This window comes from Kitasatospora sp. NPDC059462, assembly GCF_042749955.1.
In the GTDB taxonomy this organism is placed as follows: Bacteria; Actinomycetota; Actinomycetes; order Streptomycetales; family Streptomycetaceae; genus Kitasatospora.
Map to the genome: position 1 here is coordinate 42,123 of NZ_JBHYUU010000026.1, position 23,731 is coordinate 65,853.

Below are 23,731 nucleotides of genomic sequence, written 5' to 3' on the forward strand. Positions count from 1 at the left end.
GGCCACGGGTGTCCCCTGCTCCGCGGCGGCGCGTACGAAGGAGCCCCTCATGACCTCAGGTCGACTGCTGGACCGCCACGCGATCGGGGGCGAGCTGCGGGCGCTGGCGGACCGGCCCGGGCTGGCGAGCCGTCAGGAGGAGCTCAGGGAGCTGGGGTTGGCGCTCTCCGGTGCCGGCGACCTCGACCGGTGGGCCGAACTCGACCTGGTGCACAGCTTCGTGCGGCCGGAGAGCGTGCGGGCCGCGGTGCGGCCGGGCACCGAGCCGAGGTTCTGGGCCTGGGCCGAAGTCGCCCTCGGCGCCCTGGTGTTCGTCCCGCTGCTGGTCACCTGGGCCGGGCTGATGCAGGCCACCAGCGCCTACCGGGCGCTGATCGGCGCGGACGCCGGGCAGGCCGCCCGGCCGTTCCTCCAGCTCTGGCAGACCGGCTTCGAGGGCCGGCTGTCGGGCTGGGCCACCTTCGGCGACGTCGCCCTGTCCGCGACCCTGTTCATCACGCTGCTGCTGGTGCTCTCCGTCGCGCACGGCGTGCGCCGGGCCGGCACCGTCCGCCGGGAGGCGGCGGCCGAGGCCGAGGCGGAGGACCTGCTGGCGGAGCTGGCGCCGGTGCTCACCCGCGCGCAGCTGGTGCTGAACGAGCGCCGCCGGGCCACCCCGCAGCGCTTCACCGCCGAACTGACCGGCGCCGCCGAGACCCTGGAGCGGCTCGGCCGGCAGGCCGCCGACACCCAGCGGGAGCTGAGCGAGGCGGCGCTGGCCGTCGAGCGCTCGGTCGCCGGGGCCGAGCGGCGGCTCACCGAGGCCGGCGAGGCGGTCGATCCGCTGCGCCGGGCCGTCGACGGCGTCGAGAAGGCGGTCGACGGGGTCGGCAAGGCCGTCGACGGGGTCGGTGTCGCGGTGCGGGACAGCGGCGAGCGGCTCGCCGAGACGGTCCGGGACGGCGCGGCGGCCACCGACGGTCTCGTCCACCGCGGCGGGAAGCAGGCCCTCGACGCGGCCGAGCTGGTCCGGCTGGCCACCGACCGGGTGGGCGCCGAACTCGCCGGGGCGGGGGAGCGGGTGGAGGAGGCGGTGCGCGACCTCGCGGTCGCGCAGCGCGGGTTCACCACCGGCGCGGAGACCGTGGCCGACGTCAACGGGCAGGTGCTGGAACGGCTGGACGGGCTGGCCCGGGAGGTCGCGGTCCTGGCCGACCGGGTCGCGGCGGCGGCCTCGGCGGCCACCGCGGCGGCCGAGCGCCTGGGGACGTCCGCGCCGGGCGGGCCGCCGGGCGCACCGCTGGGCGGACACCGCGACGGGGCGGGCATCGTCATGGTGAAGACGGCGTCCGGCCCCGGCCCGGACGCCGGCGCCGCCCGCTCCCGGGGCACCGGCGCGGCCGCCTCCGGCCCGGCCGTCGAGGACGGCGACCTGACGCTGCTGGAACTCGACGAGGTGCCGGTACCGGGGCAGGGGCAGGGGCCGGGCCGATGAGGGGCCGGTTCCGGACGGCACGGCGGCCGCGGGCCCGGGGCGTGCACCTGGCCGGCTGGCTGTTCGCCGACATGCTGCTCGTGCTCGCCCTGGTCGCGATGGGCGACCAGGGCGACCCGGTGGCCGCCCGGCGGGCCGTCGTCACGCCCACCGCCACCGCCACCGCGGAGACGAGCGCCACCACCGCCGCCACGCCCACCACCACGCCCACCCCGGCCGGGCCGCGCGGCGTCGAGCACGACCCGGTCACCGTCGACGTCTCCGGGGAGGCCTCGGACACGGCCGGGCTGACCGCCCAGATCCGCGCGGCCACCGAGCGGTACGCGGGCCGGCAGGCGGCCGTCGTCCTCACCTTCGGCAGCAACCGCGACCCGGGCGTCGGCCAGGCCTACGCCCACACCGTCAACGGCCTGCTCGCGCAGGCCCGTCCGGAGATGTTCCGGGGCACCACCACCCGGGACTTCATCTCGCTCGCGGACAACCCCCGGCACGCCTCGCTGGAGATCTACTTCTACACCGGCTGACCGACAACGCCCTGCCAATCGAAGGAGAAGAGCAGTGCAGATCCTCCCGTTCTACGCCGTGTGCGACGAATCGGGGTCGATGAGCGCCGACATCGACACCCTCAACAAGGCCCTGTTCGACCTCCACCAGGAGATCAGCACCAACCCGACCATCGCCGACAAGACCCGGTTCGGGCTGATCGGCTTCTCCACCGACGCCCACGAGCTCCAGCCGCTGGTCGACCTGAGCGACCTGGAGGAGCTGCCCGCCCTGGAGGCCTCCGGCCTGACCTCCTTCGGCAACGCCTTCACCCTGCTGCGCCAGGCGATCGAGCGGGACGTGCAGGCACTCAAGGCGGACGGTCACGACGTCTACCGCCCGGTGGTCTTCTTCCTCTCCGACGGCGTGCCGACCGACTCCGACTGGGACCAGCCCTACCAGGACCTGCTGGCCGCCGCCTTCCGGCCGCACATCATCGCCTTCGGCATCGGCCAGGCCGACCGGAGCGTGATCGCGCGGGTCGCCACCTTCAAGGCGTTCATGCAGGACGAGGGGACGGCCAACCCGGCCGTCGCGCTGCGGGAGTTCGCGGCCAGCCTGACCCGTTCGATCGTCCGCTCGGTGAGCGGGGCGACCGAGGCCGGCCAGGGCATGAGCCTCCAGGTCGACGACCAGGTGCCCGGCTTCACCTCCGTCTCGCTCGACAAGCTCTGAGGCCGGGCCGCCGGATGAACGCGTACGACAACCAGCTGCCGGCCGGCCACGCCCAGGAGCCCGGGCCGGAGCACGCGCCGAGCCGCAAGGAGGACCCGATCGACCTCGCGGCCTCCGTGTACGAGCACGGCTGGGGCCCGGAGACGACGGCCCCGGCCCGGGCCGACGCCCCGGCGCAGGCGTCGCGACCGGTGGTTCCCGGGCCGGTGGTCTCCGGGCCGGTGGTGCCGGAGGGGTTCCTGCCGCGCCCGATCGGCCCGGGGCCGTCGGCGGTCCGCGAGCCGCACGGTGCCGACGGCCCGGCCGTCGTGGCGCCCGCCGCCGGGACCGTCACCGCCCCGGTCCCGCCCGCCGGGGCCGCCACCGCCCCCGGCGGGGTCGTGCGGCCGCCCTCGTTCCGGGAGCCCGGCCCGCTGGACCACATCGGCCGCAAGGCCCCCGCCTACCCCGCCGAGCCGACCGACATCCCCGCCGTCCCGGGCGGCGACCTCTTCGGCGCCCTGCTGCCCGACACCGTGGTGGACGGCGGGCGGTTCGGCCCGGTCACCGTCCGCGCCGCCTCCGTGCGCGGCGACGGGCACCGCTACGCGGCCGAGTGCCGCCAGGACGCCGTCCTGGTCGTGCGGACCGGCGAGCTGCTGCTGGTCGCGGTGGCCGACGGCGTCGGCTCCCAGTCGCACTCCCACCACGGCTCGCACGGGATCCTCCGGATGCTCACCCGGCAGGTCGCGCAGAAGGCGGAGACCCTGCTGGCCTTCCTGCGCTCCGGCGCCGAGCTCGACTTCGCCAGCCTGACCAGCCGGCTCATCGCGGAGGCCGCCGACCAGCTCGCCGAGGAGGCCCGCAAGGAGGGCCGCCCGCCGAAGTCCTACTCCACGACCCTGCGGGCCCTGCTGGTGCCGGCCGACCCGGCCGTGCCGTTCCGGGGCTTCGTCTCGGTCGGCGACGGCGGACTGCTGCGCCTGCGCGGGGGCGGCTGGCAGAACCTCGAAGCGGCCGAGGCCGGCGAGGGCGGTGCCCTGATCAGCACCAGGACCGACTGCCTGCCCGAGGCCTACGAGCACGCCCGGGCCCGGCTGATCACCGACACCCGCCCCGGCGACCTGCTGGTGCTCTGCACCGACGGGCTCGCGCTCCCGCTGCTCAAGGAGCCCGAGCTGCAGGGCTGGCTCGGCGAGCGCTGGGGCAGCGCGGTGCCCGGGCTCGCGGAGTTCCTCTGGCAGACCCAGGTCCGGGTGCGCAGCTACGACGACGACCGCTCGGTCGTCTGCCTCTGGGAGGCCGCCCCGTGAGCGTGCCGGACATCGCCACCGCGCTGGCCACGGGCGGGGACGCGGACCTGGCGCTGCTGCCCCTCGGCGACGAGGCCGGCCGGGGCGGCCAGGGCCGGGTGCAGCGCCTCGTCGGCTACCCCGGCCTGCTGTTCAAGCGCTACCTGGAGGCCGGGCGGGTCAACGGCGGGGCGCTGACCGCGCTGGTCGCCCTGCGGCTCGGCCTGCCGCAGGCCGACCGGGAGCGGCTGGACGCCCAGGCGGCCTGGCCGCTCTGCCGGGTGACGGACGGCCCGCGCTGCGTCGGCTTCCTGATGCGGGAGGCCCCGCCGGCGATGACCTGGCAGACGGCGGCCGGCACCCGCAAGCTCACCGAGGCGCAGTACCTGCTCTACCCGGAGAAGTCCGCCACCCAGGGCATCGTCCGCCCGGACGCGGAGCAGCGGACGGCGCTGCTGCTGGAGCTGGTGGGTCTGATCGACCGGCTGCACCGCTGGGGCCTGGTGATCGGGGACCTCTCGCACGCCAATGTGCTCTGGACGGTGCGGCCCGAGCCGGCGGTGCACCTGCTGGACTGCGACGGCATCCGCCGGGTCGGCGCCGCCCCGGTGCTGGAGCAGGCGGACACGCCCAACTGGGCGGACCCGCGCTCCCCGCACGGCAGCGCGGCCTCGGTGGACAGCGACCGCTACAAGGCGGCGTTGCTGATCGGCCGGATCCTGGCGCAGGACCCGTACGTCGCGCCGGGCGCGAGGCTGGAGCCGCTGCCGGGGCTGCTGGTGGACCGGGCGCTGGCGATGGTCCGGCGGGTCTGGGAGCAGGCCGACGGCCCGTACGGGAGCCGGCCGGACCTGACCGCCTGGCTGCTGGCGCTCGGCGGCCGCGGCAGCATTCCGCTCGCGCCGGGTGTCCCCCCGCCGCCACCGCGCCCGGCGCGGCCGGAGGACGAGCGGCTGTTCGACGGCCGGGGACCGGCCCGGGGGAGCATCCGGCTGAAGCGGCCCGGCTGACGGGGGCCGGCCGACCGGGCCTGGCCGACGGGGACCGGCCGACCGGGGCCGGCCGACGGGGACCGGCCGACCGGGAGCGGGGGCCGGACGGAGCGCATGCGTACGATGATCCTTCCGGCTCCCCCCTCATGGCCTGGAGTGATCGACCGATGACGACGACGGCGAAGTTCGACCCCTGGTCGGCGGCGTTCGTGGCCCACCCCTACGACGCGTACGCCACCCTGCGCGAGCAGGCCCCCGTGACGTACTTCGAACCCACCGACCAGTGGCTGGTCTCGCGCTTCGAGGACGTCAGCGCGCTGCTCCGGGACCGCAGGCTCGGCCGCACCTACACCCACCGGTTCAGCCACCAGGAGTTCGGCCGCCCCGAGCCCGATCCGGCGCACGAGCCGTTCCACACCCTCAACGACAACGGCCTGCTCGACCTGGAGGCCCCGGACCACACCCGGATCCGCCGCCTGGTCTCCAAGGCCTTCACCCCGCGCATGGTCGAGGGTCTGCGCCCCACCGTCCGCCGGCTCGCCGGGGAGCTCGTCGACGGCCTGCTCGCGGACGGCGGCGGCGACCTCATCGCCGCCGTCGCCGAGCCGCTGCCGGTCGCGGTGATCGCCGAGATGCTCGGCGTCCCGGAGTCCGACCGGCACCTGCTGCGCCCGTGGTCCCGCGACATCACCGGGATGTTCGAACTCAACCCGACCGAGGACGCCGCCCGCCGGGCCGTCACCGCGAGCACCGAGTTCTCCGACTACCTGCGCGCCCTCATCCGCGAGCGCCGGGCCACCCCCGGCGAGGACCTGGTCAGCGCGCTCATCCAGGCCCAGGAGGGCTCGGACGCACTCAGCGAGCAGGAGATGATCTCCACCTGCGTGCTGCTGCTCAACGCCGGCCACGAGGCGACCGTCAACACCACCGGCAACGGCTGGTGGGCGCTCTTCCGCAACCCCGGGGAGCTGGCCCGGCTGCGCGCCGACACCGACGCCCTGCTGCCCACCGCCGTCGAGGAGCTGATGCGCTGGGACACCCCGCTGCAGATGTTCGAGCGCTGGGTGCTGGAGGACATCGAGGTCCACGGCGTCACCGTTCCGCGCGGCTCCGAGGTCGCCCTGCTCTTCGGCTCCGCCAACCGCGACCCCGAGCGCTTCGCCGACCCCGACCGCCTCGACCTCGGCCGCACCGACAACCCGCACATCACCTTCGGCGCCGGAATCCACTTCTGCCTGGGGGCCCCGCTCGCCAGGCTGGAACTCACCGAGTCCTACGGCACCCTGCTGCGGCGCGCCCCGGGCCTGCGGCTGGTCCGCGAGCCCGAGTGGCAGCCGGGCTACGTGATCCGCGGACTGAAGGACCTGCTGGTCGAGGTGTAGCGGACGCCCCGGGCCCGGGCCCGGGGCGCGCTAGACGCCGCGCAGGCGTCCGGCGACGAAGGCGACCAGGTCCGGGAAGCGGGGGACCGGCACCACGGCGGTGCTGCCGAGGTCCAGCCCCAGCGCGCCGTCCGGCAGGAACGCCACGTGGCACCGCCGGCAGAGGTAGCTCGACTGCCAGGCGGTGACCAGCGACGGGTGCACCGCCGCGTACGCCTCGAACTCCCGCCGGGCCCGGCGCCGGAAGCGGCCGCGCCCGATCAGCAGGCCCACCGCCGTCAGCAGGAACGGCGTCGCCAGCACGGCCAGCAGGATCACCGCGTCGCGGCCGCTGTTCTCCTGGCCGCTGGTGGAGATCGAGACGATCGTCGACAGGAAGAGGGCGCCGACGGCCAGCCCGAACATCGCGCTGATCGCGCAGCCGTTGCGGGGCGCGGCGAGCAGGGGCGCGGGCGGCGGGGCCAGCTGGTCGGCCAGCAGACTGCTGGAGGAGCCGGAGACGAAGGTCGTGGTGCTGCCGAAGGCCGGGACGATCCCGACCCCGCTGGCGTAGGCCACACCGGAGGAGTAGCCGGTGCTGCGCCCCGTGTAGGTGCTGGTCTGCGACTCGAAGACGCTCGGCACGCTCCGTACCTGGTCGATCGCACCGCATTGCGGGCAGGCGAGCCTGCTCATCGATCCCCCCGATCGTCGGTCCGGCCCCTTCACGGCCGCACGGCGAACGATCATGGCACAAGGAGCAGGCGGCCCGGGGAACCGGTCCCGGACCCGCCGCGTCCAACCGGCACCCAGGCGCGGGCACCGGCCCGCACCGTGACCCGAGAGGCGAGGCCGGCCATGCCCGCGACGTCCGTCCGCACCCGCCGCCCGGCGCTGCTCCTGCTCTGCTGCGCGGCCCTGCTCACCGCCTGCGGCTCCTCCGGCGGCAGCACGGCCGTGGTCCGGGCCGACCCGGTGACGCTGCCGCCCGCGGACCCGGCCCAGCGCGCCGCCACCGCCACGGCCACCGGCGCGTTCGGCCTCGACCTGCTGCGCGCCCTCGCCGCCGACCCCGCCGCGGGCGGCGGCAACCTGGTGCTCTCGCCGTCCGGCCTGGCCACCGCCCTCGCCATGGTGCTGCCCGGAGCCCGGGGCACCACCGCCGGGGAACTCGCCGCGGCGCTGCACACCGAACTGACCCCCGAGCAGTACGCGCTCGCCACCGGTGCCCTGAACCGCCCCGCGACGGCCACCGCCGAGGGCGGGCCCGTGCTGCGGCAGTCCGACGACCTCTGGGCCCAGCGCGACTACCCGATCGACCCGCACTACCTCGGCGTGCTGGCCGCCGCCTTCGACACCGGCGTGCACACCGCCGACTTCCGCAAGGACCCGGAGGGCGCCCGCAAGGCCGTCAACGGCGCCGTCGAGAAGGCCACCGAGGGCCGGATCAAGGACCTCTTCGGCGCGGGACAGCTCAACCCGGACACCCGGCTGGCGCTCACCGACGCGCTCTACCTCAAGGCCGACTGGGCCGAGCCGTTCAAGGCCGGGAGGACCAGCGCCCGGCCGTTCCACCGCCTCGACGGCACCGGGGCCGCCGTCCCCACCATGGCCAGGACCGGCACCCTGCGCTACGCCGACGGCTCCGGCGGCATCCTCGGCCAGCCCTGGCAGGCCGTCGAACTCCCGTACGCGGGCGGCACGCTGGCGATGGACCTGGTGGTGCCCGCCCAGGGCGGCTTCGAGGCCTTCCGCACGGGCCTGGACCAGCCGGAGCTGGACCGGATCCTCGGCGCGCTCGCGCCGCGGGCCGTCGACCTCACCCTGCCGAAGTTCCGGTTCGACACGGCGAATGAGCTCACCCCCGCCCTGCGGGGCCTCGGCGTGCGGGCCGCCTTCGGCCCGGGGGCCGACCTCTCCGGCATCCCCGGACCGGGCGCCGAGGGGGGTCTCACCATCGGCACGGTGGTGCAGAAGGCCACCGTGCAGGTCGACGAGCAGGGCACGGTCGCCGCGGCCGGCAGCGGCGTCGGGGTGGGGGTGATGGCCGCGCCGGTGCCGGTCGGCCCCGTCGAACTGCACATCGACCGGCCGTTCCTCTTCCTGATCCGGGACACCGCCACCGGGCGGCCGCTCTTCCTCGGCCAGGTCACCGACCCGGCGGCCCAGTAGCGGGGACCGTCACCCGGCCGGGTAGCGGTCCCCGAGCGCCGGGTGGCCCGGCTCGCGGCTGCCGAACAGCACCAGCAGGTCGTCCGCCGTGCGCAGCAGCGCCTCCCGGCCCTCCACCGCCTGCGTCCAGGCGGCCGGCAGCGCGCTCGCGCCGTACGCCGCGCCGACCAGGTTGCCGCAGACCGCGCCCGTCGAGTCGCTGTCCCCGGAGTGGTTCACCGACAGCAGCAGCGCCGAACGGGCCGGCTCCGGCCCGCCGGCCGTCGCGAGCAGGCAGTACACCGCGATCGCCAGGCACTCCTCGGCGATCCAGCCCAGTCCCACCCGCTCCACCGCCTCCGCCGACGGCTCGGACTCCTGGGCCACCCGCACCGCCCGGGCCAGCGCCTGCACCGTCTCCTTCGACGCCCGCCACTCCCGGGTCTGCTCCACCGTCTCGCCGACCGCCGCCCACGGCTCCGTCCCGGCCGCCAGCCGCTCCACCAACGCCGCGAACGCGCCCGCCGCCAGATAGCCGGTCGGATGCCCGTGGGTCACCTGCGCGCACTGCGCGGCCAGCCCGAACGACTGCTCCACCCCCAGCCGGGCCAGGCCGAACGGCGCCGAGCGCATCACGGTGCCGCAGCCCTTGGAGTGCGCGTTGATCGGCCCCGGCTGCCCGAGCGCCACCGGAGGCTCGAACACCGGGTGGTACTGCACCCCGGTCAGGCACGCGTTGCCCGGCGCCCGCTGCGCGTACAGGAACGGCTCGCGCAGCAGCCAGCCGTCGTACGGACGGGGCAGCGGCTCACGGTCCGGCGCGCCCTGCTGCTGGGTGAGCAGCCACCGCCGGTACGCGCCGTGCACCGCCTCCGGCACCGAACCGCCGCCGCCCGACCAGCCGCGGACGAAGCCCCGGATCAGGCCCTCGGCGGTGAACAGGGTCATCTGGGTGTCGTCGGTCACCTCGGCGACCAGGCCGCCGCCCGGCAGGCCCGTCACGCCGTCCGGGCCGAAGCGCTCGCGGATCTGCTCCAGCTGCAGGAACTCCACCGGCCAGCCCAGCGCGTCGCCGACCGCGCCGCCGAGCAGCGCCCCGCGCACCCGGTCCCGGTACCCCGTCCCCGTACTCGTCACTGCTCGCCCGCCCCTCGGTAGTTCCCGCCCCCACGACCTGTTCTACCAGGCGGCCGGGGCGGAACCCCGGATCCCGGCGCCCGGATCTCAGCGGTCGATCTCGCCGGATCCGCCGCGCAGGGACGCCCGGTCCGCCGCCGCGCGGCCCGCCGCCCAGCCCTCGCCGTCGCTCACCCGCACGCGCTGCGACACCAGCTTGGGGAACAACCGGTCCACCTCCTGGTCCACCGCCTCGGTGCGCGCCTTCAGGGCCGGCAGCAGCCGGGCGTCCGGGACCAGCTGCTCCGCCGTGCCGTCCTCGCGCAGGTGCCGGCCGGCCGCGGCGTCGCTGGTCGTCCGCTCGGTCGCCTCGGCGAGCCGCTCGCGGATCCGCGCGGCGTACGCCACCAGGAAGGACTGCCGGAACGCCTTGGTGCGGGAGGCGCCGTCCAGGTGCTGGCGGGCACCGGCCTGCTGCATCGCGTGCGTCGCCTGCACCAGCAGCGAGGTGTAGAGCAGCTCGACGCCGTCCAGGTCCGCGTCGAAGCCGATCACGGTGCAGAAGCCGAACTCCTTCGCCCACACGACGCGGCAGCGGTTGGCGGCCGCGACCGCGTCCAGCAGCATCGTCTTCGGGCCCTCGTACGGGTTGTCCACGCCGATCCGCAGCGCGCCCGGCGCGTGCGGGTCGGCGCCGTCGACGGCGAGCAGGGCCTCGTCGATGCTGTGCTGGGCCATCAGCTGCTGGGCCTTGGCGGTCAGCGCCTCGGCCTCCTCGGGGAAGTCGGTGGACTCCGCCTTCGCCAGCAGGGCGCGGATCCGCGGGAGCATCCGCGGCTCGCCGGTCACCGGGCGGCGCGGGCCGGGCTCCCGGTGCGGCGTCCGGCCCGGTGCGGGGCCCACGGGGGCGATCGGGGGCAGCCGGCCCCAGCTGCGCAGCAGCTCCAGCAGCGCGGTGGCGAGGGCGAAGCGGTCCAGGCGGTGGCGGTGGGCGAACGCGGGGAGGTACGCCTCGTCGGAGGTCCACCACACCTCCGCCTCCAGCTCGCGCAGCTGCTCCTGCCAGCGGCGGTCGGTGGCGGCGGCGGGGTAGCGGCGGGCCTCGGCGGCGATCAGGTCCACGGCGAGCGCCAGGTGCACCGGCTTCAGCTCGCGGCGCACCACCCGCACCAGGTCCGCCGGCCGCCACCCGGCCGACCAGCACCGGCCGACCGCCGTGTCCGCGTACCCCAGCACCGCCCGGCTCACCGCCGGCCACCGGCCGGCGGAGGCCGCGAGCGAGGAGGCCCCGGTGTCCAGCGAGAGGTCCAGCTCCTCCTCCGGAGCCGTCACCACCAGCAACACCGCCGACTCCAGCAGCGCCCCGGCGTCCTCACCGCTGCCGCCGCCGCCCTGCTTCCGCCTGCCCACGCCGCCTACCTCCGGGTCCCGTACCTCCCACCCATGATGCCGGACCGCGCCCGGTCACCCGCTGTGGTGCCGGGCTCCGGCCTCCCGCTCCGCGTCCTGGGCTCACCCCGGCCGCCCCTCGCTCGCTCCGAGCGCGGGGCGGCCACCCTCCTCCCCGGGCGGGCACGGGAGCGGGAAGTCGACGGGGCCGACTTCCCGCTCCCGCAGTCGCTCAGCGTTCCACGGCCTTGGCGAGGATCTCCGGGAGCCGCTCCAGCAGCCGGCCCGCGGCGAGGCGCAGGCCCAGGGTGGCGATGACGGCGCCGTAGAGCGGGCCGGCGAGGAGGAGGGGCCAGGTGGGGGCGTCGGCGGCGAGGGCCCAGGCGAGGTAGCCGATGGCGGGGGAGGCGACGACGACGCTGCCGAACATCGAGCCGAAGCTGTTGAGCATCACCAGGCCGCCCTGGCCGGGGGCGGCGTTGCGCATCGGGTTGTTGTCGGCGGGCATGGTGTACGGCGCGAGCACGCTGAGCACGGCGCCGATGGCGATGCCGCTGCCGAGCAGGGCGGAGGCGAGGCCGACGGCGGCGGGCAGGCCGGACCAGTCGCCGGAGGCGGCGGCGAGGACGACGGCGAGCACCAGGGTGACCGGGACGGCGTAGGAGAGCAGGGCGAACGCGCGGCCGCGCAGTTCGTCGCGGGCGTCGGCGGGGGTGAGCAGGGTGGCGGCGACCATCCAGAACGCGGAGCCGTCCATGCCGAACAGGTTGAGCATCTGCAGGCCGAGGAACATCCCGGTCATCGCCACCAGGTAGACCGTGGACCAGCCCTGGACGATCGACAGCACGCAGATCACCAGCGTCATGCCGATGCTGGTGAAGACGGCGGCCTTGGCCCGCGGCTCGCGCCAGGCGTACCGCAGGTGACGCTGCATCACGGCGCCGGCCCGGCCGTCCGGCAGGAAGCGCCAGCGGCGTCCCGGCTCCTGGACGCCGCGCACCACCTCCACCGTGGAGGCGTCGGCGGTGACCATCAGCTGCTGCAGGCTGCTCCGCCACCAGCGCAGCAGCAGGACGAGCAGCGCGGCGGTCGCGGCGAGCTGGAGCAGCGCGAGCGGGTACCGGCCCTCGCCGGCGGTGCGGACGGCGTCGACGGCGGAGACCGGCGGGATCCAGCGCAGCACCGAGGCGATCGGGGCGAGCGGTTCGAGGTCGAGGCCGTCGGTGCCGGGCTTGCCGAAGATGCTCTGCGAGCCGACGTTGGCGATCTGCACCAGCAGCGCGAAGAGCAGGCCGCCGAAGATCGCGAAGTCCTTGCCGCGCCGGCTGGAGAGCAGCCGGGCGTTGCCGGCGGCGACGGAGCGGGAGAGCACGACGACGGTGAGCACGGCGAGCGGCACCCCGACCACCCCGGCCGCCGCCGAGGCGCCGCCGGCGGCGCCGGACAGTGCGGCGCCGGTGAGCAGGACCAGGCTGACCAGCGGCCCGGGCCCGAGCAGGGCGGCGAGCACGGAGCCGCGCAGCAGCGGGCCGGGCCGCAGCGGCAGCATGGTGAGCCGGGTCGGGTCGGCGCTCTCGTCGCTGGAGAAGAGGAAGAGCGGTATCGCGGCCCAGCCGACGGTGAGCGCGCCGGTGAGGACGACGCCCGCGTCACCGGCGGAGCCGGAGTCGACGGCGTGCTCCAGCATGGCCAGGGCGAGCGCGATCCCGCCGGCGAACAGCAGGCCGAGGACGGTGCCGAGCGCGTAGAGGACGGCACGGCCGCGGCTGCGGCGCAGGCCGTTGCGGAGCAGCCGGAGTTTGAGGGAGACGAGGGTGCGGACCACCGTCCGGTCGTCGGGAGGGCCGTCCGGCAGGCCGGGGTGCGCGGGCGCGGTGGTGGTGCTCACCGGTCGCCCCCGCCGAGCCAGCCGAGTGCCTGGCCGTCGTCCTCGCGGACGCCGATCAGCTCCAGGAACGCCTCGTGCAGGCTGCGCCCGCCGCGGACGGTGTCGAGCGGGCCCTGGGCGACGACCCGGCCGGTGCTGACGACGGCGACCCAGTCGCAGAGCTGCTCGACCAGCTCCATGACATGGCTGGAGAAGACGACGGTGGAGCCGGCCGCCGCGTAGCGCTTGAGCACGCCGCGGATGGTCTGGGCGGAGACCGGGTCGACGCCCTCGAAGGGCTCGTCGAGGAACAGCACGTCCGGGTTGTGCAGCAGCGCGGCGGCGAGGCCGATCTTCTTGCGCATGCCGGTGGAGTAGTCGGCGACCAGCTTGTCGGCGTGGCCGGCGAGGTCGAGGACGGCGAGCAGTTCCTCGGCCCGGCGGTCGACCTCGGCGCCGGGCAGGCCGCGCAAACGTCCGTTGTACTGGAGCAGTTCACGGCCGCTGAGCCGCTCGAACATGCGCAGGCCCTCGGGGAGGATGCCGATCCGGGCCTTGGCGGCGACCGGGTCGGCCCAGACGTCGGCGCCGTGGATGAGCACGGTGCCCTGGTCGGGCCGGAGCAGTCCGGTGACCATCGACAGGGTGGTGGTCTTGCCGGCGCCGTTGGGGCCGACCAGTCCGATGAACGCGCCGGCCGGCAGCTCCAGGCTGAGCCCGGCGACGGCGGCCTGGGTGCCGAAGTGCTTCCACAGCCCCCGGATGGAGACGGCCGAGGGCATGGGGGCGGCGGGAACGGGGGACGGCGGCGGCGCTGACGCCTGCATGGCGGCTCTTTCCACTGGTGGTCGGACCGGTCGGGGGCGGTGCAGGTTCCATGATCGACACGGGCCCCGACGACAGCCTGCCACCGTCCGGCCGGGCCTGTCTCCTGTGGCGATGCCCCGGGTGTGTCTGCGCCAAACGGGTGAGCGGGGCGGCCGGAGGGGCCGGGCGGAGGCCGGGCCGTCGCGGGATTTCCCGCGAAAGGGCGACCGATCCGCGGATTCGGCAACTACTCAGGACGCCCGTTCGTCCTGCACTATGAGAGTCGAGTGGGCGGGGTGGGACCGTGGTCGCGCGGGGGTACCGGGAGGTGGCGGATGGCCGTTCAGCCATGGGGTGAGCAGGGCTACGGGACGGCGAAGCCGCCCGCGTCCGTGCCGCCCGTCCCGGGGATGCCGCCCGCGCCGCACCACGCGGCGCACCACGCCGCGATGCCGCAGTCGGCGATGCGCGCGGCGACCGCGGACCGCGAGCGGACGGTGGACGTGCTGAAGGCCGCGTTCGCCGAGGGCCGGCTGAGCGCCACCGAGTACGGCGAGCGGTTCGAGGCGGCGAGCGGCGCGCAGACCTACGGCCAGCTGGCCCGTCTGGTCGCCGACCTGCCGGCCGGGCCGATGGTGGCCCCGCAGATGGTGGCGCCGTCGATGGCCGGTCCGGTCGTCGCGCCCGTGCCGCCGACCTTCCTGGCCCCGCCGCCGCGCCGGACCAACGCCGTCGCGGTGACCTCGCTGGTGCTGGGCCTGCTCTGCGTGCCGACCGGCGGCCTGCTGGGGGTGCCGGCGGTGATCACCGGCCACATCGGGCGCCGGCAGGCCGCGGAGCGCAACGAGGACGGGGACGGCATGGCCGTCACCGGCATCGTCTTCGGCTGGCTGTCGATCGCCTTCTGGGTGCTGATCATGACCACGGTGGCCCTGTTCGGCTGACTCCCGGCGCGCCGTCGGGGGCCGTTGCGGTGGCGGCGGCCTCCCGGGTGTGGTAGAGCGGCAGGAGGACGACCTGACACCGGGCGGCCGCGCGCGGGACACCCGGGCGACACCCGGCCGACGGCCGTCACCTGCGGCGTTGCATTTGTTTTGACCGCGCCCGATGCGCTAGGTACGCTCTGACCTTGTGCCTGGGGTGTCCCCGGGTCCTTGTGCGTGCATGCACACCGGTCGCCGCGCCGAGCCGGAGCGCCTCCCAGCGCGCCGCGCGTAGAGCGCCGTCGCTGTACATCAGCCCACGGGATTCCGTGCCGGAAAAAACCCAACACACCCGACCGCGTGGGTCGACCACGGGGCCGTGTGCGAGGGAATCACCGCAGGTTAGTTCCACCAAGCCTTGGCACACAGAAAACGGAGAAACGGTGCCTACGATCCAGCAGCTGGTCCGAAAGGGCCGGCAGGACAAGGTCGAGAAGAACAAGACTCCCGCGCTGAAGGGTTCCCCGCAGCGCCGTGGGGTCTGCACGCGTGTGTACACGACCACCCCGAAGAAGCCGAACTCGGCTCTCCGCAAGGTCGCCCGTGTGCGCCTCACCAGCGGGATCGAGGTCACCGCTTACATCCCGGGCGAGGGCCACAACCTGCAGGAGCACTCCATCGTGCTGGTTCGCGGTGGTCGTGTGAAGGACCTTCCTGGTGTCCGCTACAAGATCATCCGCGGTTCGCTCGACACCCAGGGTGTCAAGAACCGCAAGCAGGCCCGCAGCCGCTACGGCGCCAAGAAGGAGAAGTAAGAATGCCTCGTAAGGGCCCCGCCCCGAAGCGCCCGGTCATCATCGACCCGGTCTACGGCTCCCCGGTCGTCACCCAGCTGGTCAACAAGATCCTGCTGCACGGCAAGCGCTCCACCGCCGAGCGGATCGTCTACGGCGCCCTTGAGGGCGTCCGTGAGAAGACCGGCTCGGACCCGGTCGTGACGCTGAAGCGCGCGCTGGAGAACGTCAAGCCGGCCCTCGAGGTCAAGTCCCGCCGTGTCGGTGGCGCGACCTACCAGGTTCCGGTCGAGGTCCGTCCGGGCCGCGCCAGCACCCTGGCGCTGCGCTGGATGGTCGGCTACTCGCGCGCCCGTCGCGAGAAGACCATGACCGAGCGCCTGATGAACGAGATCCTCGACGCCAGCAACGGCCTGGGCGCTTCCGTGAAGCGTCGCGAGGACACCCACAAGATGGCCGAGTCCAACAAGGCCTTCGCGCACTACCGCTGGTAGTCCGTACCCCGTCACTAGACAGAGAGAGAACGAGCCACCATGGCTGCAACCTCCCTTGACCTCGCCAAGGTCCGCAACATCGGGATCATGGCGCACATCGACGCGGGCAAGACCACCACCACCGAGCGGATCCTGTTCTACACCGGTGTGTCGTACAAGATCGGTGAGGTCCACGATGGCGCTGCCACCATGGACTGGATGGAGCAGGAGCAGGAGCGCGGCATCACGATCACGTCGGCCGCGACGACCTGTCACTGGACCGTCGACGATGCCGACCACACCATCAACATCATCGACACCCCGGGTCACGTCGACTTCACCGTCGAGGTGGAGCGTTCGCTGCGCGTCCTCGACGGTGCCGTGACGGTGTTCGACGGTGTCGCCGGTGTCGAGCCCCAGTCCGAGACCGTGTGGCGGCAGGCTGACCGCTACGGCGTCCCGCGCATCTGCTTCATCAACAAGCTGGACCGCACGGGCGCCAACTTCTTCTTCTGCGTCCAGACCATCGTGGACCGCCTCGGCGCGACCCCGCTGGTCATGCAGCTGCCGATCGGTGCCGAGTCGGACTTCCAGGGCGTTGTCGACCTGGTCCGCATGAAGGCGCTGGTCTGGTCGGCCGAGGCCGCCAAGGGCGAGATGTACGACATCGTCGACATCCCGGCCGAGCTGCAGGAGCAGGCGGACGAGTACCGCGAGGCGCTGATCGACACCGTGTCGAACGTCAGCGACGAGATCATGGAGCTCGCCCTGGAGGGCGAGGACATCCCGGTCGAGCTGCTGCAGACGGCGATCCGCAAGGGCACGCTGAACTCGGAGTTCACCCCGATCTTCTGCGGCACCGCGTTCAAGAACAAGGGCGTCCAGCCCCTGCTCGACGCCGTCGTCAAGTACCTGCCGTCCCCGCTGGACATCGAGTCCATCGAGGGCACCAAGCCGGGCGACGACACCGTCAAGATCTCCCGCAAGGCCTCGGACGACGAGCCGCTCGCCGCGCTCGCGTTCAAGATCATGTCGGACCCGCACCTCGGCAAGCTCACCTTCGTCCGGGTCTACTCGGGCCGCCTGGAGTCCGGCACCTCGGTGCTGAACGCCGTCAAGGGCAAGAAGGAGCGCATCGGCAAGATCTACCGCATGCACGCGAACAAGCGTGAGGAGATCGACTCGGTGGGCGCCGGCGACATCATCGCCGTCATGGGCCTGAAGCAGACCACCACCGGTGAGACGCTGTCCGACGAGAAGAACCCGGTCATCCTGGAGTCCATGGACTTCCCGGCCCCGGTCATCCGCGTCGCGATCGAGCCCAAGTCCAAGGGTGACCAGGAGAAGCTGGGTGTCGCCATCCAGCGTCTCGCCGAGGAGGACCCGTCCTTCCAGGTCAACACGGACGAGGAGACCGGCCAGACCATCATCGCGGGCATGGGCGAGCTGCACCTTGAGGTGCTGGTCGACCGCATGCGCCGTGAGTTCAAGGTCGAGGCCAACGTCGGCAAGCCGCAGGTCGCGTACCGCGAGACCATCCGCCAGGCGGTCGAGCGCATCGACTACACCCACAAGAAGCAGACCGGTGGTTCCGGTCAGTTCGCCAAGGTGCAGATCGCGATCGAGCCGCTCGAGCAGGCCGAGGGCTACGAGTTCGTCAACCTGGTCACCGGTGGCCGCGTCCCGCGCGAGTACATCCCGTCGGTCGACGCCGGTTGCCAGGAGGCCATGGAGTTCGGCATCCTCGCCGGCTACCCGCTCCAGGGTGTCCGCGTGAAGCTGCTCGACGGTGCCGCGCACGACGTCGACTCCTCCGAGCTCGCGTTCAAGATCGCCGGTTCGATGGCCTTCAAGGAAGGCGCCAAGAAGGCCAAGCCGGTCCTTCTTGAGCCGATGATGGCCGTCGAGGTCACCACGCCCGAGGACTACATGGGCGACGTGATCGGCGACATCAACTCTCGCCGTGGCCAGATCCGGTCCATGGACGAGCGTCACGGTGCCCGCGTCGTCACGGCGCTGGTGCCCCTCTCCGAGATGTTCGGCTACGTCGGTGACCTGCGCAGCAAGACCTCCGGTCGCGCGAGCTACTCGATGCAGTTCGACTCGTACGCCGAGGTTCCGCGGAACGTGGCGGACGACATCATCGCGAAGGCCAAGGGCGAGTGACGTCCCGACTTTCGGGACGATAACCAACCCTTAGGCTATTAGGAGGCAACCCGGGAGGATCCGGTCGGATCCTCCCGGGGCCTCCGGCCCCCCCACCAGCGGGACGGCACGGGGTGTCCTCCGGACAACCCGCACCAAAACCGATCAAAGACCAACTGGCGTCAGCACGGCGTACAGGAACTGTCCTCAGGAGGACTCAGTGGCGAAGGCGAAGTTCGAGCGGACGAAGCCCCACGTCAACATCGGCACCATCGGTCACATCGACCACGGTAAGACCACGCTGACCGCGGCCATCACCAAGGTGCTGCACGACGCGTACCCGGAGATCAACCCCTTCACGCCGTTCGACCAGATCGACAAGGCGCCGGAGGAGCGGCAGCGCGGTATCACCATCTCCATCGCGCACGTCGAGTACCAGACCGAGGCGCGCCACTACGCCCACGTCGACTGCCCGGGTCACGCGGACTACATCAAGAACATGATCACCGGTGCCGCCCAGATGGACGGCGCCATCCTGGTGGTCGCCGCCACCGACGGCCCGATGCCGCAGACCAAGGAGCACGTCCTCCTGGCCCGCCAGGTCGGCGTCCCCTACATCGTTGTCGCCCTGAACAAGGCCGACATGGTGGACGACGAGGAGATCCTGGAGCTCGTCGAGCTCGAGGTCCGCGAGCTGCTCTCCGAGTACGAGTTCCCGGGCGACGACCTGCCGGTCGTCCGCGTCTCCGCGCTGAAGGCGCTGGAGGGCGACAAGGAGTGGGGCGAGAAGCTCCTCGGCCTGATGCACGCGGTCGACGAGAACATCCCGACCCCGGCCCGCGCCGTGGACCAGCCGTTCCTGATGCCGATCGAGGACGTCTTCACGATCACCGGTCGTGGCACCGTCGTCACCGGTCGTATCGAGCGCGGCATCCTCAAGGTCAACGAGACCGTCGACATCATCGGCATCAAGACCGAGAAGACCACCACCACGGTCACCGGCATCGAGATGTTCCGCAAGCTGCTCGACGAGGGCCAGGCCGGTGAGAACGTCGGTCTGCTGCTCCGTGGCATCAAGCGCGAGGACGTCGAGCGCGGCCAGGTCATCATCAAGCCGGGTTCGGTCACCCCGCACACCGACTTCGAGGCCCAGGCCTACATCCTGTCGAAGGACGAGGGTGGCCGCCACACCCCGTTCTTCAACAACTACCGCCCGCAGTTCTACTTCCGTACCACGGACGTGACCGGCGTCGTGACCCTCCCCGAGGGCACCGAGATGGTCATGCCGGGCGACAACACCGCCATGACGGTCGCGCTGATCCAGCCGGTCGCCATGGAGGAGGGCCTGAAGTTCGCCATCCGTGAGGGTGGCCGCACCGTCGGCGCCGGCCAGGTCACCAAGATCGTCAAGTAATTGACCTTCTGACCTGCCTGTCCGACCGGGCGAGCCGAAGGGCCCCGCACACCTTTCTCAAGGTGTGCGGGGCCCTTCGGCGTGTCGGCGTGACGAACGCGCCGCCGACCCTCCGGTCGTTGAGAATGGCTTCATGCCTGCCTGCTATTCTGGCCGCTCATTGGGGCTCCCCCCATTGCTGTCCGCGGATCCTTCGGACACGGTGGGTGAAGGGTGTCCGGCTGGTGGGGGCGTCCCGGTCGGTCCGTGCCGCCATATCGTTCTTGGAAACATGGGGACAGGCGAGAAACGATGTTCAACGCAGCAGGGCACGACCTCAAGGCGGCCGGCACCCCGGCACCGTTGCTGTCGGTCGTCATGCCGATCTACAACGAGCAGGAAGCGCTGCCCCTGACCGTTCAGCGTCTGCGGCCGATCCTGGACCGGCTGGGGATCGACTACGAGGTCGTCGGGATCGACGACGGCAGCACCGACGCCACCCCGGCGATCATGCAGAAGGTCCACCAGGACTGGCCGGAGTTCCGGATCGTGCGGTTCGCGCGCAACTCCGGGCACCAGGCGGCGCTGACCGCGGGCATCCACCGCGCCTTCGGGGACTACGTCGTCTCCATCGACGCCGACCTGCAGGACCCGCCGGAGAAGATCCCGGAGATGCTCCAGCTCGCCCAGGAGCAGGGCCTCGACATCGTCTACGGCGTGCGCGGCGACCGCGGCACCGACACCGTCTTCAAGCGCCGCACGGCCGGGGCGTACTACTGGCTGATGCGCCGCCTGGTCGGCAAGAAGATGCCCAACCAGGCCGGTGACTTCCGCCTGCTGAGCCGGGCCGCCGTCGACGCGCTCAAGGCGATGCCCGAGCACCAGCCGGTCTACCGGCTGCTGGTGCCGTGGCTGGGCTTCCCCAGCGGCGAGGTCGTCTACGTGCGGGAGGAGCGGGTCGCCGGCTCGACGCACTACCCGCTCTCCAAGATGCTCCGGCTGGCCATCGACAGCATCACCAACTTCTCGGCGGCGCCGCTGCGGCTCGCCACCTGGCTGGGCCTGGTGAGCCTGGTGCTCTGCTTCGTGCTGGGCGTCTACACCGCGGTCGAGTACGCGCTGGGCGAGACCGTGCCCGGCTGGTCCTCGCTCTTCGTGGGCATGCTGTTCCTCGGCGCCGTCCAGCTCGTCTGCATCGGTCTGCTCGGCGAGTACGTCGGCCGGATCTACTCCGCCGCGCAGGCCCGCCCGGCCTACTTCGTCGGGTACGACTCGGCCGCGGACGACGTCCGGACCCGGCCCGAGCCCTCCGCGTCGGCCCGCTAGCGCACAGTCCAGGCACCGCTGGTCGGGCCGGTAGAGAGACGAGAACCTTGGACAGCACCGACACGACCGTGGCCGCCTCCCGGCCCGCCCGCCGACCGGGCGGGCCGACCGACGGCCCGGCGCCGGCCACCCCCGGCCGGACCGCGGTGCGGTTCCTCCCGGCCGTCGCGGCCTACCTCGTGCTGGTGGCGGCGCTGCTCGCCTCCGACACGTCGGTGAACGACATCGCCCGGTACACCTTCTACGCGCTGTGGGGCGTGCTGCTGCCGGGCACCCTGGTCTTCCGGGGCCTGCGCCGCCGCCCCTACACGCTGCTGGAGGACCTCGCGTTCGGCGCGGTCACCGGCCTCGTGCTGGAGCTGGTGGCCTGGGCCGTACTGGTCGGCCTGGGCCTCCAGTCGGTGGCGACGTTCTGGCCGCTGGCGGTGGTGCTCCCGTTCGCGCTGGTGCCCCGGCTGCGGCGGCACTGGCGGCCGCGGGGCTACCTGCCCTTCTCGGCCGGACGCTCCTGGGCCCTGGCGGGCACGGTCGCGCTGACCGTCGTCTACTACTACGAGGCCAACCTGGCCCGTTTCCCGGTGCTGCCGACGGACGACTCGACGAGGATCTTCGGCGACCTGCCGTACATGCTCTCGCTCGCCGGCAGCGCCACCCACGACATGCCGCCGACCTTCCCGCAGGCGGCGGGCGAGCCGCTGCACTACCACTGGTTCACCTTCGCGCACATGGCGATGACCGACCTCGTCGGCCACATCGACCTGCCGGTGGTGGCGATGCGGCTGATGGTCCCGGCGCTCAGCGCGCTGACCGTGCTGATCATCGCGGTGGTGGCGCAGCGCCTCAGCGGCAGGGCGTGGGCCGGCCCGGCGGCGGCGCTCCTGTTCTTCGCGGTCGGCGAGTTCACCGCGGCCTACCCGAACAACGTGAGCTCCTGGACCTTCGGCTTCCCGCCGATCCGGCTGATGTCCTGGGGGAGCCTGTCCCTGACCTACAGCCAGCCGCTGCTGGTGGCGCTGGTCGGTGTGGTCGGTGCGCTGATCGGCCGCAAGGGCGGCCCGGACGCCGCGGGGGAGGAGCCGGCGGACGGAAGCCGGGTGCCGGCCTTCGGGCGCGGAGCGTTCGTCCTGGTGGCGGGGTTCGCGCTGGCCTCCAGCGCCGCCAAGGCCAGTTCGCTGCCGGTGACCCTGGCCGGCCTGGCGCTGGCCGGACTGGTGATGCTGGTCACCGGCCGCCGGATCCCCTGGACGGTGGTCGGGCTCGGCGCGATCATCGCCGGCGCCCAGCTCTTCGCCACCGCCGTCATCTTCGACTTCGAGAGCTACGGCCTGGAGGTCGTGGCCTTCGGGAACGTCCAGCAGTACTGGGCCAACGCGCCCCAGATGCGCGGCACCGTGGCGCAGGCGGCCGTGGTGGTCGCCACCCTGGCGGCCTTCGTGATCACCCATCAGGTCCGGCTGGCCGGCGCGCTCCCGCTGTTCCGCCACCGCCGGCTGAACCTGGAGCCGGCGCAGTGGTTCCTGCTGGGCGGCGCCGTGGCCGGCCCGGCCGCCTACCTGGTGGTCAACGGCTTCAACTCCAGCTACTTCACCATCGCCTCGGCGCCCTTCGGCGCCCTGCTCGCGGCCTGGGGCTACTGCGAGGCCGCGGAACGGGCGGCGCTGTCCGTGCGGGCCAGGGTCCTGCTGGCCGCCGGCGTGCTCGTCCTGGTGGCCGGGCTCACCTGGGGCATGTACCGCCACACCCGGGACTGGGCCGAGCTGGTGGCCAAGGCGGCCGGCGCCTACGACACCTGGCAGCCGTACGCCCCGCTGCTGCCGGTGCTCGGCGGGACGGTCGTCCTGGCGGGGATCGCGGCGGTCGGCGCCCTGCTGTGGTGGGGGTCGGGCCGGGTCTGGCCGCGGCTGCGCGGCCGGGGCGGGATCGTCCTGCTCACGGCGACGCTCGCGGTCGGCGTCCCGGGGACGGCACTGGACCTCCTGCAGTCCCGGCAGTACGTGTGGGACGGCACCTGGATCCTGCCGCAGAGCCAGATCGACGCGGCCCGCTGGGTGCGGGCCCACAGCGACCCGGCGGACGTCATCGCGACCAACAGCCACTGCTGGGAGCCGGAGAACTACACCACCACCGACCGCTGCACCAACTACCGCTCCCAGTGGCTCAGCGCGTACTCCGAGCGCTCGGTGCTCATCGAGGGGTGGGCCTACGCGCCGCGCATGATCGCGCAGAGCGGCGGCGGTGTCGCCTCCGGGCGGCCGTTCTGGGACCAGGAGCTGTTCCAGCGCAACGAGAACGCGATCTACCAGCCGACCGCGGAGCTGCTCGACGGCCTGCGCCGGGAGCACCGGGTGCGGTACCTGGTGGTCGACCGCAAGGCAGGCGCCGAGTCACCGCAGCTCGGCACTCTCACCAGCAAGGTCTACGACAACGGCCGGACCGTCGTGTACGAGCTGGCCTGACCGGATGAACGGGTAACCCGCATGCTTTCCACGGACGATCCTGGGGTGGCCCCGCAGACGGCGCCGCCCGTCAAGCGGCAGCTGCCGTCCTTCCTGGTGATCGGTGTCCTGAGCACCCTCTTCTACCTGGGGCTGTTCGTCGCCGCCCGCGCGTTCACCGACCCGCAGGTGGCGAACCTGATCGCGCTGGCGGTCAGCGCGGTGGCCAACACGGCCGCCAACCGCCGCTTCACCTTCGGCATCACCGGCTCGGAGGGCGCGCTGCGGCACCAGCTGCAGGGCGCGGTGGCCTTCCTGATCGGCCTGGGGCTGAGCGCGGGCGTCCTGGCCCTGCTCGACCTGGCCGTCCCGGACGCCTCCCGGGTGGTCGAGGTGGGCGGGCTGGTCGTCGCGAACGGCCTCGCCACGGTGGTGCGCTTCCTGCTGATGAAGGTCTGGGTGTTCAAGAACCGCTGAGCCGCCCGGAACGACGAAGTGCCTGGCCCGCCGTCCCCCGTGAGGGGGGGGGGGGCCCGGCCATACCCCGACCGGCGGGCCCCCACCGGGGCCCCCCGGCCCGGGGCGCCCCAACAAAA

General features: G+C 73.3%; 20 protein-coding genes. 15 read left to right on the plus strand and 5 right to left on the minus strand.

Annotated elements, in window-relative coordinates; genetic code table 11:
• The first annotated feature begins 49 nt into the window (after positions 1-49).
• From ACFXAM_RS10295 to ACFXAM_RS10320, 6 genes are all read left to right on the plus strand, one after another.
• On the plus strand, positions 50-1,474 hold the full coding sequence (locus ACFXAM_RS10295) for a methyl-accepting chemotaxis protein (protein WP_380289424.1): 1,425 nt from the start codon (positions 50-52) through the stop codon (positions 1,472-1,474).
• Positions 1,471-1,998, plus strand: coding sequence for a hypothetical protein (locus ACFXAM_RS10300; RefSeq protein ID WP_380289426.1), 528 nt, complete (start codon positions 1,471-1,473; stop codon positions 1,996-1,998). Before ACFXAM_RS10295 ends, ACFXAM_RS10300 begins: the two co-directional genes overlap by 4 nt.
• 34 nt (positions 1,999-2,032) lie before the next feature.
• Positions 2,033-2,692, plus strand: a complete 660-nt coding sequence (locus tag ACFXAM_RS10305) for a VWA domain-containing protein (protein ID WP_380289428.1) — start codon at positions 2,033-2,035, stop codon at positions 2,690-2,692.
• 14 nt (positions 2,693-2,706) lie between these two features.
• Entirely contained in the window at positions 2,707-3,984 is a 1,278-nt protein-coding gene (locus ACFXAM_RS10310; RefSeq protein WP_380289430.1) for a protein phosphatase 2C domain-containing protein, read from the plus strand.
• Complete coding sequence (locus ACFXAM_RS10315; protein WP_380289432.1) at positions 3,981-4,973, plus strand: hypothetical protein; 993 nt, start codon at positions 3,981-3,983, stop codon at positions 4,971-4,973. The genes ACFXAM_RS10310 and ACFXAM_RS10315 overlap by 4 nt, the downstream gene beginning before the upstream one ends.
• Before the next feature lie 149 nt (positions 4,974-5,122).
• A complete protein-coding gene (locus ACFXAM_RS10320; protein WP_380289434.1) occupies positions 5,123-6,337 on the plus strand; it encodes a cytochrome P450 in 1,215 nt (404 codons plus the stop codon).
• A gap of 30 nt (positions 6,338-6,367) precedes the next feature.
• Here ACFXAM_RS10320 and ACFXAM_RS10325 read toward each other — a convergent pair whose 3' ends face one another.
• Complete coding sequence (locus ACFXAM_RS10325) at positions 6,368-7,012, minus strand: hypothetical protein (protein WP_380289436.1); 645 nt, start codon at positions 7,010-7,012, stop codon at positions 6,368-6,370.
• 162 nt (positions 7,013-7,174) lie between these two features.
• On the opposite strand from ACFXAM_RS10325, the gene ACFXAM_RS10330 reads away from it, so the two are divergent.
• Positions 7,175-8,488, plus strand: a complete 1,314-nt coding sequence (locus ACFXAM_RS10330; RefSeq protein ID WP_380289438.1) for a serpin family protein — start codon at positions 7,175-7,177, stop codon at positions 8,486-8,488.
• A 9-nt stretch (positions 8,489-8,497) separates the two neighbouring features.
• Here ACFXAM_RS10330 and ACFXAM_RS10335 read toward each other — a convergent pair whose 3' ends face one another.
• From ACFXAM_RS10335 to ACFXAM_RS10350, 4 genes are all read right to left on the minus strand, one after another.
• The gene (locus tag ACFXAM_RS10335) at positions 8,498-9,604 is read right to left on the minus strand and encodes an ADP-ribosylglycohydrolase family protein (protein ID WP_380289440.1); all 1,107 of its coding nucleotides are present in this window, start codon (positions 9,602-9,604) and stop codon (positions 8,498-8,500) included.
• Between the two features lie 87 nt (positions 9,605-9,691).
• A complete protein-coding gene (locus tag ACFXAM_RS10340; protein WP_380289442.1) occupies positions 9,692-10,993 on the minus strand; it encodes a DUF2786 domain-containing protein in 1,302 nt (433 codons plus the stop codon).
• A 211-nt stretch (positions 10,994-11,204) separates the two neighbouring features.
• Positions 11,205-12,860 carry a transporter gene (locus ACFXAM_RS10345; RefSeq protein WP_380289444.1) on the minus strand — a complete coding sequence of 552 codons (1,656 nt, stop codon included), beginning with the start codon at positions 12,858-12,860 and terminating at the stop codon, positions 11,205-11,207.
• Complete coding sequence (locus tag ACFXAM_RS10350; RefSeq protein ID WP_380289457.1) at positions 12,857-13,621, minus strand: ABC transporter ATP-binding protein; 765 nt, start codon at positions 13,619-13,621, stop codon at positions 12,857-12,859. The genes ACFXAM_RS10345 and ACFXAM_RS10350 overlap by 4 nt, the downstream gene beginning before the upstream one ends.
• Positions 13,622-13,981: 360 nt before the next feature.
• Between ACFXAM_RS10350 and ACFXAM_RS10355 the strand changes: the two genes are divergently transcribed.
• The 8 genes from ACFXAM_RS10355 (at position 13,982) to ACFXAM_RS10390 (ending at position 23,612) form a co-directional block, all read left to right on the plus strand.
• The gene (locus ACFXAM_RS10355; RefSeq protein ID WP_380289446.1) at positions 13,982-14,590 is read left to right on the plus strand and encodes a DUF1707 and DUF4190 domain-containing protein; all 609 of its coding nucleotides are present in this window, start codon (positions 13,982-13,984) and stop codon (positions 14,588-14,590) included.
• A 422-nt stretch (positions 14,591-15,012) separates the two neighbouring features.
• Complete coding sequence (gene rpsL / locus ACFXAM_RS10360) at positions 15,013-15,384, plus strand: 30S ribosomal protein S12 (protein ID WP_014144289.1); 372 nt, start codon at positions 15,013-15,015, stop codon at positions 15,382-15,384.
• 2 nt (positions 15,385-15,386) lie between these two features.
• Entirely contained in the window at positions 15,387-15,857 is a 471-nt protein-coding gene (gene rpsG, locus ACFXAM_RS10365; protein WP_030055803.1) for a 30S ribosomal protein S7, read from the plus strand.
• Positions 15,858-15,896: 39 nt separating this feature from the next.
• Positions 15,897-18,002 (plus strand): elongation factor G, encoded by a 2,106-nt coding sequence (gene fusA / locus ACFXAM_RS10370; RefSeq protein WP_350542313.1) that lies wholly within the window; start codon positions 15,897-15,899, stop codon positions 18,000-18,002.
• Between the two features lie 199 nt (positions 18,003-18,201).
• Positions 18,202-19,395 (plus strand): elongation factor Tu, encoded by a 1,194-nt coding sequence (tuf, locus tag ACFXAM_RS10375; protein WP_030280743.1) that lies wholly within the window; start codon positions 18,202-18,204, stop codon positions 19,393-19,395.
• Between the two features lie 291 nt (positions 19,396-19,686).
• Positions 19,687-20,700 carry a glycosyltransferase gene (locus tag ACFXAM_RS10380; RefSeq protein ID WP_380289449.1) on the plus strand — a complete coding sequence of 338 codons (1,014 nt, stop codon included), beginning with the start codon at positions 19,687-19,689 and terminating at the stop codon, positions 20,698-20,700.
• A 47-nt stretch (positions 20,701-20,747) separates the two neighbouring features.
• Positions 20,748-23,156, plus strand: coding sequence for a hypothetical protein (locus ACFXAM_RS10385; RefSeq protein ID WP_380289451.1), 2,409 nt, complete (start codon positions 20,748-20,750; stop codon positions 23,154-23,156).
• Positions 23,157-23,201: 45 nt separating this feature from the next.
• On the plus strand, positions 23,202-23,612 hold the full coding sequence (locus ACFXAM_RS10390) for a GtrA family protein (protein WP_380289453.1): 411 nt from the start codon (positions 23,202-23,204) through the stop codon (positions 23,610-23,612).
• The last annotated feature ends 119 nt before the right edge of the window (positions 23,613-23,731 follow it).